Origin of the sequence: Nocardioides agri (genome assembly GCF_013778305.1) — a bacterium.
Taxonomy (GTDB): Bacteria; Actinomycetota; Actinomycetes; order Propionibacteriales; family Nocardioidaceae; genus Nocardioides; species Nocardioides agri.
On record NZ_JACEIC010000002.1, the window covers coordinates 467,188 to 479,475 of the forward strand.

Annotated in this window: 10 protein-coding genes; 4 read left to right on the forward strand and 6 right to left on the reverse strand. The window is 72.2% G+C overall.

What is annotated here, in order from left to right; genetic code table 11:
* Positions 1–8 precede the first annotated feature (8 nt).
* Together HZF07_RS06730 and HZF07_RS06735 are read left to right on the forward strand one after the other, a co-directional pair.
* Positions 9–392, forward strand: coding sequence for a hypothetical protein (locus HZF07_RS06730; RefSeq protein ID WP_157340380.1), 384 nt, complete (start codon positions 9–11; stop codon positions 390–392).
* 102 nt (positions 393–494) lie between these two features.
* Positions 495–2,645 carry a caspase family protein gene (locus HZF07_RS06735; RefSeq protein ID WP_181644882.1) on the forward strand — a complete coding sequence of 717 codons (2,151 nt, stop codon included), beginning with the start codon at positions 495–497 and terminating at the stop codon, positions 2,643–2,645.
* A gap of 10 nt (positions 2,646–2,655) precedes the next feature.
* On the opposite strand, the gene HZF07_RS06740 is transcribed toward HZF07_RS06735, so the two are convergent.
* Complete coding sequence (locus HZF07_RS06740) at positions 2,656–3,474, reverse strand: SMP-30/gluconolactonase/LRE family protein (protein WP_157340385.1); 819 nt, start codon at positions 3,472–3,474, stop codon at positions 2,656–2,658.
* Positions 3,475–3,580: 106 nt separating this feature from the next.
* Between HZF07_RS06740 and HZF07_RS23685 the strand changes: the two genes are divergently transcribed.
* On the forward strand, positions 3,581–3,715 hold the full coding sequence (locus HZF07_RS23685; protein WP_258562510.1) for a hypothetical protein: 135 nt from the start codon (positions 3,581–3,583) through the stop codon (positions 3,713–3,715).
* Here the strand turns inward: HZF07_RS23685 and HZF07_RS06745 are convergent.
* The 5 genes from HZF07_RS06745 to speB all read right to left on the reverse strand — a co-directional run bounded on the left by HZF07_RS06745 (position 3,712) and on the right by speB (position 10,809).
* On the reverse strand, positions 3,712–5,433 hold the full coding sequence (locus HZF07_RS06745; protein ID WP_157340387.1) for an ATP-binding protein: 1,722 nt from the start codon (positions 5,431–5,433) through the stop codon (positions 3,712–3,714). The genes HZF07_RS23685 and HZF07_RS06745 overlap by 4 nt on opposite strands.
* 34 nt (positions 5,434–5,467) lie before the next feature.
* A complete protein-coding gene (locus HZF07_RS06750) occupies positions 5,468–6,676 on the reverse strand; it encodes a saccharopine dehydrogenase family protein (protein ID WP_181644883.1) in 1,209 nt (402 codons plus the stop codon).
* A 1-nt stretch (position 6,677) separates the two neighbouring features.
* Entirely contained in the window at positions 6,678–8,111 is a 1,434-nt protein-coding gene (locus HZF07_RS06755) for a gamma-aminobutyraldehyde dehydrogenase (protein ID WP_157340389.1), read from the reverse strand.
* A gap of 149 nt (positions 8,112–8,260) precedes the next feature.
* A complete protein-coding gene (locus HZF07_RS06760; protein WP_157340391.1) occupies positions 8,261–9,811 on the reverse strand; it encodes an amidohydrolase in 1,551 nt (516 codons plus the stop codon).
* Positions 9,808–10,809, reverse strand: coding sequence for an agmatinase (gene speB, locus HZF07_RS06765; RefSeq protein ID WP_157340393.1), 1,002 nt, complete (start codon positions 10,807–10,809; stop codon positions 9,808–9,810). Before speB ends, HZF07_RS06760 begins: the two co-directional genes overlap by 4 nt.
* Positions 10,810–10,912: 103 nt before the next feature.
* On the opposite strand from speB, the gene HZF07_RS06770 reads away from it, so the two are divergent.
* Positions 10,913–12,283 (forward strand): aspartate aminotransferase family protein, encoded by a 1,371-nt coding sequence (locus tag HZF07_RS06770; RefSeq protein WP_157340395.1) that lies wholly within the window; start codon positions 10,913–10,915, stop codon positions 12,281–12,283.
* Positions 12,284–12,288 lie beyond the last annotated feature (5 nt).

Below are 12,288 nucleotides of genomic sequence, written 5' to 3' on the forward strand. Positions count from 1 at the left end.
GTCGAGCGATGACCGACATCGTGGTGGCGGTGACCGAGGACGGTGCGGATGACGTCCGCCTCGACGACCTCGGTCGGCTGCTCCGCGACGAGCTCCTCCAGCTCCCCGAGGCCACCGCCGTCGAGGCCCTGGCTGCGGGCGAGGCCCCGCCGGGCACCCGAGGCGCGCTGGTCGCCGAGGCGGGGGCGCTGGTGGTCACCGCCCAGCCGTACGCCGCCGCGATGCTCACGATCGTGGGGTCCGTCTGGCGGTGGCTGAAGCGTGGCGACGGCGCCAAGCGCACCATCAGGCTGGAGGTCGACGGCGACGTGATCGAGCTCTCCGGGGCCAGCACCGAGGTGCAGGAGAAGCTGGTCGAGGAGTGGATCGCGCGCCACGCCGCGGAGGGCTGATCCGAGGTATCTCCTCGCCTCTTGCTCCCTCCTCGTCTTCGGAGGACGCTGACCTCGGAGGGACTCCGAGATCAGGCCATGCCCGCGTGGAGGGAGGCCGGGATGGGTTCCAGGTATGCGCTGATCGTCGCCACCGACCGGTACTCCGACGCCGGTCTGCGCGAGCTGGCCGCTCCCGCGCACGATGCGGAGGCGCTGGCCGCGGTGCTGGGCGACCCGGCCGTCGGCGACTTCGACGTCGCCACCCTGAGCAACCAGTCCGCACAGGACGTGCGCATGGCGGTCGAGGACTTCTTCGCGGACCGCGACCGCTCGGACACGCTCCTCCTCCACTTCTCGGGCCACGGCCTCAAGAACGCGGCCGGGGAGCTGTTCCTCGCGGCCGCGGACACCCGGCCGGGCCGGCTCGCGTCGACCGGCATCGGGTCGGACTTCCTGAGCCGTCAGATGGCCGACAGCCGGGCCGAGCGGATCGTCCTCCTCCTCGACTGCTGCTACGGCGGCGCCTTCCCGCGAGGCATGGTCGTCCGGGCTGCCGGTGAGGCACAGGTGCTGGAGGCCTTCGCCGCCCAGTCCGACGTGGCCGGGGGCAAGGGGCGCGCCGTCGTCACCGCGTCGAGCGCCATGGAGTACTCCTTCGAGGAAGGCAGCCTGACCGACGACGCCTCCGGCTCACCGTCGGTCTTCACCGGCGCGCTCGTCGACGCGCTCGCGTCGGGCGAGGCGGACACCGACGGCGACGGATGGGTCGGTCTGCACGAGCTCTTCGAGTACGTCTCGAGCGCCGTTCGAACGGTCAACCCGCACCAGACGCCGCACATGTGGACCTTCGGCTCGCAGGGTGAGCTGCTGATCGCCCGGAGCAGGGTACGCCGGGTCCGGCCGACGCCCCTGAGCGACGAGCTCGCGGAGGCCTTGGTCAGTCCACTGGCTGCGACCAGGTTCGGGGTCGTCGACCTGCTCCGCCAGCGGCTGGTCGGCGACGACCTCGGCCTCGCCGCCACGGCCCTCGAGACGTTGCGCCAGCTCGTCCACGACGACAGCCGCCGGGTCGCCGAGGCCGCCGCCGGCGCGGTCGATGCCGCCGTGCCGCGGACGACCCCGAGCGCGGTCCACCTCATCGGCGACGAGTCCGGCGCCGGCGCCGCCGAGGTGACGGTCGAGGGGCCGCCGCTCGCGCTCGCCGGCACCGTCACCTCGACCGACCCGCGGATCCGGGCCGTCTACGCCGAGCCCGTGATCGGCATCGTCGTCCAGTCCCGCGCCGGTGAGCCGGTCAGCGGCTCCGTGACCGTCGAGGGGCCGTGCGGCTCCGTGGGCGTTCCCGTGGAGCTGGTGGCGGCGACCACGTCGCCTCGTGCGGCCGACCCGCCGCGGGCCACGCCGCCGGTGTCACCACCCCCACCTCCCGCGCGTGCGCTGCCACCGGAGGCGCCCCGCCGACCGGCGGCGGCCGAGCCTGCGCGCGACCGCTCCGAGAGCGCGATGGTGAGGTGGGCCGCCGGCGGACTGCTCGCCCTCAGCGGCCTGGTCCTGCTCTACGTCAACCGCCCTGGAGACCCCGAGCAGTACAAGGCGTTCTACGACGAGGCCCAGAGCGGCTGGTACGTCTACCGCAGTCCCGACGACTCGTGGGTGCTGGCCAGCGTCGTGTGCATCGTCTCGGCCGTGCTCAGCGCCCTCGCGCGCAACAGGCCGCGCCACCTCGCGCTCGGGGCGCTGCTCGGAGGGAGCCTCTACCTCTTCGACGACGGCTTCGCGTTCCTCGCCCTCGGGTTCGCCTACGCCGACGGCGTCGCGAAGTGGCGGACGACGCTCGTCGTGTCGGCGTCGATCGCCGCCGCGGTCCTCGTCCTCGTGCGCCCACGTCTGTCACCACCGGCCCGGCCCGCATGGCTGCCGCTCGGCATGCTCGCGGCGGGCGCCGTCCTGGTGATGGGCAACGAGGTCATCGCGCTCGACGACACGAGCCCGCTCGACGTCTTCGGCCCGCTCGTCTATCTCTCCATCGCGATCGTCACGCTCCTCGCGGCCGCCGCGATGTGCAGCCCCGACCGACGTACCCGCGAGGTCCTGGGCGTCGCCGCCGCCACCATGCAGGTCGTGGCGCTCTACGGCACGTTCGGGTGGCGCACGTCCGACCAGCTCGGTCCGCACATGGCCGTGATGCTGCCTGGCACGCTCCTGATCCTCGGAGCGATCGCCTTCGGCGCGCTCCGACCGGCGCAGCAGCCGGTCGTCGCCGGCACCTGACCGGCTCGGGTCACGGTCGACCGGCGTGCGGGACCGCCGCCTGGTAGGTCAGCACCTGCCCGGTGCGCTCCCCGCCGCCGTGCTGCCAGTCGAGCCGCTCCCAGTCGGTGGCGACGATGTGCAGCAGCGTCCCGTCGGGACCGCCGAGCATGCAGGCGAAGCAGCCGCGGTCGACCGCGACGGTGTCGAGGATCCGGCCGCCCTCGGCGACCCGCCGGCAGTGCTGGTGGGGGACGTCGGCGTACCAGACGGCGCCCTCGGCGTCGAGGCAGATGCCGTCGGGTGCGGCGCCGTCGACGAGCTCGGCCCAGGTGCGTCGGTCGGTCAGCGACCCGTCCGCGGCGATCGTGAACGCCGTGAGCCGGGCGGCGTGCGACTCCGCGACGATCAGCGTGCTCCCGTCCGGGCTGACGGCCATGCCGTTGGGGAACCACAGGTCGTCGGCGACGTCTCGCGTCTCGCCGTCGGGCGTGATGACCGCGGCGATGCCGGGGCGCGGCTCCTCGCCGGGCATCGAGCCGGGCATGTTCACGTAGACCCGGCCCGCGGGGTCGACCACGATCTCGTTCCACGGCCGCCCGGTCCCGCCGTACGGCGTGAGGTGCGGGCCGACGACCACTCCGCCCGGTGTCGTGTAGACCTCCCGGCCGTCCGGCAGCCAGTCGACGGAGACCGGCAGCCCCTCGATCCGGCGCACGACCTCGGTGCGACCGGCGGCGTCGACGGTCAGGACCTCCCCCGCCAGCCAGTCGCAGAGCCAGAGTCGTCCGTCGTGCCAGCGGGGCGACTCGCCCATCGCGATCCCGGTGGCGAGCACCCGTGTCGTCATGCCAGGCAGACCGGCGGCGCATCGCGAACTCATCGTGTGGGATGCGCGCGCGTGGGCACCGGGTGACATGGTCGCGACAGATCGGACTCCCGGAGAGACGGCGCGGTTGGTCGGCCTGGTGACGGTCGGCGGGATCCTGCTGGCGCTGGCGGTCTTCCTGGTCATCACGTGGCTCGTCGGTGACACCACCAACGATCTCGAGGAGCGTCAGCCGACGCCCTCCCCGTCCGCCGCTCCCTAGGCGACGGCGCGCAGGCGGCGCGGCAGGCGGACCGTGACCTGGGTGCCGCGGTCGACGTCGGACTCGACCTCGATCGAGCCGCCGTGGAGGGTGACGATCGCCTGCACGATCGTCAGACCGAGGCCGGTGCCCTGGATCGCGCGCTCGATGGCCGTCGTGGAGCGGAAGAACCTGGTGAACAGCTGGTCCTGCTCCGACGCAGGAATGCCGATCCCGGTGTCCGTGACGACGAGGGCCACCCCGTGGTCGTCGGACGTCAGGCGGAGGCCGACCCGGCCCCCGTCGGGCGTGAACTTCACGGCGTTGCCGAGCAGGTTGGCCAGCATCCGCTCGAGCTCGGCCGGGTCGGCGTCGAGCGGCACGTCCTGGTCGGGGACGTCGACCGCCAGCTCCAGGTCGCGGGCGGCGAGCATCCAGGCGACCCTGTCGCGAGCGGCGGCGACCACCTCGCGGAGGTCGGTCGGGACCCGGTCGATCGTCAGCGTCGACGACTCGATCTGGGAGAGCTTGAGCAGGTCCTCCACGAGACGCAGCAGTCGCTGGCTGTTGCGGTCGATGCGGTCGACGAGGGAGGCCTGCTCCGGCTCGAGGTCGCCCGCGTCGCCCTCGGCGAGCAGCTCGAGGTAGCCGAGGATGCTGGTGATCGGCGTACGGAGCTCGTGGCTGACCGTCGAGACGAAGTCGGACTTGACCCGCTCCAGCTCGCGCAGCCGCTCGACGGCCGCCTGCTCGGTGCTCAGCGCGTCGGCCAGCGCCTGCTCGGTCCGGTGCCGTTCGGTGACGTCGCGGAAGACCACGACGACGTCGGGGGCGCCGCCGGCATCGGTCGAGGGCAGCCCGGTCGCGGTGAAGTTGAGCACCCGGCCGTCGGGGACCCCGGCGTTGCGGACCATGAGGTCGAAGTCGTGCGCACCGTCGACGGCGAGCGCCTGCTCCAGCATCAGGTCGTGGTCGGTCACCGCAGTGCCGTCGGAACGGGTGAAGCCGTAGCGCTCGGGCGCTCCGTCGCGGTGGTCGCCGGGCGTCACGCCACCGAGGAGGGCGGTCCCTGCGGGGTTGCGCAGCAGCACCCGGCCGTCCGGGTCCAGGACCATCAGTCCGTCGCGGAGGGAGTCCACGATCGTGTTCACACGCTGCGACTGCTGCTGCGCGGCCAGGCGCGCCTGCTCGTGCAGCCACCAGTTGGCGACGCACGCGATCGAGGCGAACGCGAAGAACGCGGCGTGCACTCCGGCGAAGACCCAGGGGCGCTCGCGCGCGGCCGGGTGGTTGTAGACCGCCTGCGGGTCGAGGGTGCCCATCACGCCGTGATGGAGGAGCACGTAGGCGACGGCGAGCGTGAACGGCGCCCACGCCTCGTAGAGCGCGATGACGGGGATCATCACGAAGAAGTGGAAGTGTGCCTCGATCATCCCGCCGGACAGGTGCACGATCACGCCGGAGCAGATCATCAGGCCCGCGGCCGCGATCGACGACGACCAGCCGCGGCTGAGCCGGCCGAGGCCCGCGACCAGCGCCGCGACCGCGACCAGCCCGGTGTCCGCCCACGAGTGCAGCAGCGAGTTGCCCCGGTACATCCCGTACAGCGGGATCGCCACCACGTGTGCCCACAGGAGGGCCATCACCACCCGGTGCCGCGCACGCCAGGCCCCGTGGGGCAGAGAGCCGCCCCGCGGCAGCCAGGCGGGCCACCACCCGAGGGCAGGGAGGAGGGACACGGGCTCCTATCGGCACCGCGGCCCCCGACCTGAGTCAGCGCTCCTGGATTCCCCAGGGACTCCCGTACTCGGTCAGCAGGTCCAGGAACGGCACCGCGTCGAAGGCCTCCGGTCCCAGCACGCCGGCGCCGCTCCAGGTGCCGCGGGACAGCAGCTCCAGCGCGACGACCGGGTTGATCGCGGTCTGCCAGACCACGCACTGGTGGCCGTACTCGCGCATCGTCCACTCGTTGTCGACCACGTGGTAGAGGTACGTCGACCGCTCGGCGCCGTCCTTGCCGCGGCCGGTCACCCACAGCCCCGCGCAGGTCTTGCCGGTCATCCGCGGGCCGACCGTGGCGGGGTCGGGCAGGACGGCGGCCACCACGTCGCGCGGGGACACCTCGACGCCCTTGACCCGCACCTTCTCGGTGGAGTCGAGACCGAGGGTGTGCAGCACCTTGAGGATGTTGATGAACTCGTCGCCGAGGCCGTACTTGAACGTCGCCCGCTTGCAGTCGACCCAGCGCGGCATGAGGAGGACCTCCTCGTGCTCCACGTTGACGCACTCGACCGGCCCGATGCCCTCCGGGAAGTCGAAGACCTCCGGCTCGCTGAACGGCGGCGTCGTGTGCCAGTCGCCGTCCTGCCAGATCACCGGGGGGTTGAGGCACTCCTCGATCGTGGTCCACATCGAGAACGACGGCGCGAAGATCTCGTTGCCGTCGTCGTCGGTGACGACCAGGTTGGCGCCGTCGCGGGTGCCGAGCTCGTCGATCTCGCTGAAGAGGTGGTCGGCGGCGTACCGCGCGAACACGTCCGAGAGCCCGGGCTCCACGCCGATGCCGACGAGCGCCAGGCGGCCCGCTGACTCCCAGTCCGCGGCGACCGCGAACTGCTCGTCGCCGAGCTTGACGCCGCACCGCTCGTACGGCGCGGTCGGGTGCGGCCTCGACAGCGACATCGCCATGTCGAGGTAGTCGGCGCCGGCCTCGAGCGCGCCGCCGAAGACCGCCATGTTGAACACCGGGTCGACCGCGTTCATCACGTGCGTGATGCGGTGCTCGCGGCACAGGGCGGCGACCGCCTCCGCCGACGAGGCGTCGATCTGCGCCGCGACGTACCGCCCGTCCTGGGCGGCCGCCTTCTCGGCGCGCACCAGGTCGTAGTCGCTGACCACGATCGTCTCGAAGAAGTCGCGGCGGGCCGCGATGGCGGCGAACGCCGCCCCGACGCCGCCGGCGCCGACCAGGAGGATCCTCACGTCACTCGCCGATGTAGGACATGACGTGCTTGATGCGCGTGTAGTCCTCGAGCCCGTACATCGAGAGGTCCTTGCCGTAGCCCGAGTGCTTGAACCCGCCGTGCGGCATCTCGGAGATGAACGGGATGTGGGTGTTGATCCAGACGACGCCGAAGTCGAGGCCCTTGGACATCCGCATCGCGCGGGCGTGGTCCTTGGTCCAGACGCTGGAGGACAGGCCGTACTCGACGCCGTTGGCCCAGCGCAGCGCCTCGGCCTCGTCGGTGAACCGCTGGACGGTCATCACCGGCCCGAAGATCTCGTGCTGGATCTGCTCGTCGTCCTGCTTGAGGCCGGAGACCACGGTCGGCTCGTAGAAGTAGCCCCGGTCGCCCTTGCGCGCGCCGCCCGTCTGCAGGTCGGCGTGGTCGGGCAGCCTGTCGACCATGCCGCTGACGCGGTCGAACTGGGCCTGGTTGTTGAGCGGGCCGAAGTAGGTGTCCTCGTCGTCGGGCATGCCGGTGGGCATGCCCTTGGCGGCCTCGGTGAGCGCGGCGACGAACTCGTCGTGGATGCCGGGCCCGGCGAGCACCCGGGTCGCGGCGGTGCAGTCCTGGCCGGCGTTGAAGAGGCCGGCGCCGGCGATGCCCTCGGCGGCCTTCTCGATGTCGGCGTCGTCGAACACGATGACCGGCGCCTTGCCGCCGAGCTCGAGGTGCACCCGCTTGAGGTCGGCCGACGCAGACTCCGCCACCTCCATGCCGGCCCGCACGGAGCCGGTGATCGCGACCATCTGCGGGGTCTTGTGCGCGACCAGGAGCCGCCCGGTGTCGCGGTCGCCGGTGACGACGTTGAGCACGCCCGGCGGCAGGAACTCCTGCGCGATCTCGGCGAGCAGCGTCGAGGACGCCGGGGTCGTGTCGCTGGGCTTGAGCACGACGGTGTTGCCCGCGGCGAGCGCCGGGGCGATCTTCCAGATCATCATCAGCAGTGGGTAGTTCCACGGCGTCACCTGGCCGACAACGCCGACCGGCTCGCGGCGGATCCACGACGTGTGGTCGGCCATGTACTCGCCCGCCGAGCGGCCCTCGAGCACCCGCGCCGCGCCGGCGAAGAACCGGAAGTGGTCCGAGGCGTAGGGCATCTCCTCGTCCATGGTGATCTGGATCGGCTTGCCGGTGTCCTTGCACTCGACGGCGTTGATCTCGTCGGCGCGCGCCTCGATCGCCTCGGCGAGCTTGAGCAGCGCGGTCGCGCGGTCCTGCGGGGTGCTGGTGCCCCACGACTCGAACGCCGCGTCCGCGGCGGCGTACGCGCGGTCGACGTCCTCGGCCCGCGACATCGCCGCCTGGGCGTACACCTCGCCGGTGGTCGGGTCGACGACGTCGTAGGTCTCCCCCGAGGCGCTGTCGACGAGCTCGCCGTTGATCACGTTCTTGAAGGTCTGATCTCCCATGGCCGTGCTCACTTCGTTCCGCGCGGCCACGGGGCCTGAGGTCGGCTGCATCGGATGATTCGCTCGCTTCGCTCGCTCATGGCGCGAGCCTAGAGGCCCAGCAACGGAATCTGTAGGGGTCGGCCGCGCTTGATGCGGATTTCGTTGATTCAGGCGGTGTAGACGGACGTTCCGTCGATCCAGGTGGAGACGACACGGGCGTCGCTCTCCGCAAACGGGTCCCGGTCGAGCACCACCAGGTCGGCCACCGCGCCCGGCCGCAGCACGCCCGCGTCGTCGCGGTGGTTGACCCACGCCGAGCCCGAGGTGTACGCCGCCCAGGCCTGCTCGCGCGTCAGCGCCTGGTCCGGCAGGAACGCCGCGCGGTCGCTCTCCGGGTCGCGCCGGGTCACCCCGACCTCGATCGCCTGGAGCGGGTCCGGCGTGCTGACCGGCCAGTCGCTGCCGGCGACCAGGCGGGCTCCGGCGCGGTGGAGGTCGCCGAAGGGGTACTGCCACCGGCTCCGCTCCTCCCCGAGGACCGGCAGCGTGAGGTCGACCATCTGGTCGTCGAGGCAGGCCCACAGCATCTGCAGGTTGGCGGCGACGCCGAGGCCGGCGAACCGGCGCACGTCGTCGGGATGCACCAGCTGCAGGTGCGCGACGTGGTGGCGGCGGGTCGGGTCGGTGCCCTCGAAGGCGTCCAGCGCCTCGCGCACGCCACGGTCGCCGATCGCGTGCACGTGCACCTGGAAGCCCTCGGCGTCCAGCGCCTGCACCGCGTCGCGGATCGCCTCTGCCGTGAGGAAGGAGTGGCCGTGGTTGCCGGTCGGGTGCCCGCTGCGGTCGAGGTACGGCGCGAGCATCGCGGCCGTGCCGTTCTCGGCGACGCCGTCCTGCATGATCTTCACGGTCGTGGCGCGGAAGCGGCCGCCGGTCATCGCCTCCCGCCGGGCCACGAGGTCGGCCACCTGCTCGACGCCCCGCCCGCGCTCCCACCACAGCGCACCCACGACGTGGGAGACCAGGTCGCCGCGGGCGGCCGCGGACTCGTAGGTCGACGCGGGATCGTCCATGCCGGAGTAGGCGCCGACGATCGCGTCCTGCCACGAGGTCACGCCCAGCGAGTGCAGGTAGGACTGACCCTCCAGCAGCGCCCGGTAGTAGTCGGTGTCCGTGGTGCGCGGCAGGAAGCGGGTGACCAGCGACGTCGCGCCCTCGTGCAGCGTGCCCGTCGGACGGCCGTCGGCGTCCCGCTCGATGCGGCCGTCGAACGGGTCCGGGGTGTGCTCGTCGATCCCGGCGATCTCCAGCGCCCGGCTGTTGACCCAGGCGCCGTGGTGGTCGCGGTTGGGCAGGTACGCCGGCCGCCCGCCGGTCACGGCGTCGAGGTCGGCCGCGGTGGGCGTGCCGCCGGGGAAGGCGGGCATCGCCCAGCCGCCGCCGAGGATCCACGCGGCGTCGCGGTGCGCGTCGGCGTACGACCGGATCGCGGCGAGGTACCCGTCCCGGGTGCCGCCCTCGGAGAGGTCGCAGCGCAGCCGCTCCAGGCCGCCCTGGACGGGGTGGACGTGGGCGTCGGTGAAGCCGGGCGAGAGGAACGGCACGTCCACGGGGCCGGTCGCGGGGCCGACCGCCGTGATCCGGCCGTCCTCGACCGTGATCTCGGTCGGGCCGCGATGGTGGTAGCCATCGAACGCACCGGCCGCGCGCAGGATCATCGACCCTCCAGCAGCGGGCCCGCCGGGTCGTGGGAGATGCCGTGCTTGCGGGCCGCGAGGCCGGAGAGCGCCTCGAGGCAGACGCGGTTGGCGAGGAACGCGGTGATCTCGGCGTGGTCGTAGGGCGGCGACACCTCGACCACGTCGATGCCGGCGACGGGCAGCTCGCGGCAGATCCGGCGCACGGCATCGAGCAGCTGCCTGCTGGAGAGGCCGCCCGGCTCCGGCGTACCGGTGCCCGGGGCGTGGCCGGGGTCGCAGACGTCGATGTCGACGGAGAGGAAGACCGCGTCGCACCCGTCGAGCGCGATCTCGAACGCCTCGTCGAGGCACGCGTCGAGCCCGCGCTTGCCGATCTCGGTCATCTCGAAGGAGCGCATCCGCTGCTCGGCCATCCACTGCAGGGTCTCCGGGCCGGGCCAGTAGCCGCGCAGGCCGAGCTGCAGGAACCGGTCGCCGCGCAGCGCACCGGACTCGATGAGCCGGCGCATCGGCTGCCCGTGGCCCCACAGCGAGCCGAACTCGATGTCGCCGGTGTCGGCGTGCGCGTCGAAGTGGATCATCGAGACCTTGCCGTAGCCGAGGTGCCGCGCCAGGCCCTTCGCGTCCGCGAAGGCGATCGAGTGGTCGCCGCCGAGGACCAGCGGGACGGCGCCCGCGCTGGCGACCGCGTGGACCGCGTCCTCGAGCGCGTGCAGCGAGCGCTCGATCTCGCCCGGCGGCATCTCCACGTCGCCAGCGTCGACGACCCGGAGGTCGCGCAGCGCGTCGACGCGCAGCGCGAGGTGCGGGCGGGAGCCGTCGTGGGGCAGGTAGTCGGTCTGCCGGATCGCCATCGGCCCGAAGCGGGTGCCCGGCCGGTGCGAGGTACCGCCGTCGAACGGCGCGCCGACCACGACCACGTCGGCCGCGGCGAGGGCCGGCGCGTCGTCGAGGTCGACGCGGTCGACGCCGAGGAAGGTGATGTCGGGTCCGAACTGCGGGCCGTACCTCGTCATGCGCCCATCCTGGCACGACGACCGCTGCGGATTCCGCGCAAATCACGTCCGCTGGCGACGGATTCGCTTGCAATCGGCCTCGTCGACCGCGCACCATGGGGGCATGTACGAGGACTACGACCACCTGCAGCGCGCCGCGAAGGACCACCTCTGGATGCACTTCACGCGGCACTCGTCGTACGCCGACGCGGACGTGCCGATCATCGTGCGGGGCGAGGGCGCCTACATCTACGACGCGCAGGGCAAGCGGTACCTCGACGGCCTGGCCGGCCTCTTCGTCTCCCAGCTCGGCCACGGCCGCACCGAGCTCGCGGAGGCCGCCGCCAAGCAGGCCCAGGAACTCGCCTTCCACCCGCTGTGGTCCTACGCGCACCCGAGCGCGATCCGCCTCGCCGAGCGGATCGCCGGCTACGCGCCGGGCGACCTCAACCGGGTCTTCTTCACCAGCGGTGGCGGCGAGGCCGTCGAGTCCGCGTGGAAGCTGGCCAAGAACTACTTCAAGCTCACCGGCAGGCCGATGAAGCACAAGGTGCTCTCGCGCTCCATCGCCTACCACGGCACCACGCAGGGCGCGCTGTCCATCACCGGCCTGCCGCCGCTCAAGCAGCAGTTCGAGCCGCTCGTGCCCTCGACGTTCCGGGTGCCCAACACCAACATCTACCGCGCGCCCCTCCACGGCGACGACCCCGAGGCGTTCGGGCGCTGGGCCGCCGACCAGATCGCGGTCGCGATCGAGAACGAGGGTCCCGACACCGTCGCGGCGGTCTTCCTCGAGCCGGTGCAGAACGCCGGCGGCTGCTTCCCGCCGCCGCCAGGGTACTTCCAGCGGGTGCGCGAGATCTGCGACGAGTACGACGTGCTCCTGGTCTCCGACGAGGTGATCTGCGCCTTCGGCCGTCTGGGCCACATGTTCGGCGCGGAGCGCTACGGCTACCAGCCCGACATCATCACCTGCGCGAAGGGCATCACCTCCGGCTACGCCCCGCTCGGCGCGATGATCGCCTCGGACGCGCTGATGGCGCCGTTCCTCGAGGAGGGCGCGATGTTCGCCCACGGGTTCACCTTCGGCGGCCACCCGGTCTCGACCGCGGTCGCCCTGAAGAACCTCGAGATCTTCGAGGAGGAGAAGGTCCTCGAGCACGTCCGCTCGAACGAGGGCGCCTTCCGCTCGACCCTCGAGCGCCTCAAGGACCTGCCGATCGTCGGCGACGTCCGCGGCGACGGCTACTTCTACGGGATCGAGCTCGTCAAGGATCGCGAGACCCGGGAGTCCTTCACCGAGGAGGAGTGCGAGCGCCTGCTCTACGGCTTCGTGTCCAAGCAGCTCTTCGCCGAGGGCCTCTACTGCCGCGCCGACGACCGCGGCGACCCGGTCATCCAGCTCTCGCCCCCGCTCATCTGCGACCAGTCGCACTTCGACGAGATGGAGCAGGTGCTGCGCACCGTCCTCGACAAGGCGGGCACGCTGCTCTGAGTGTT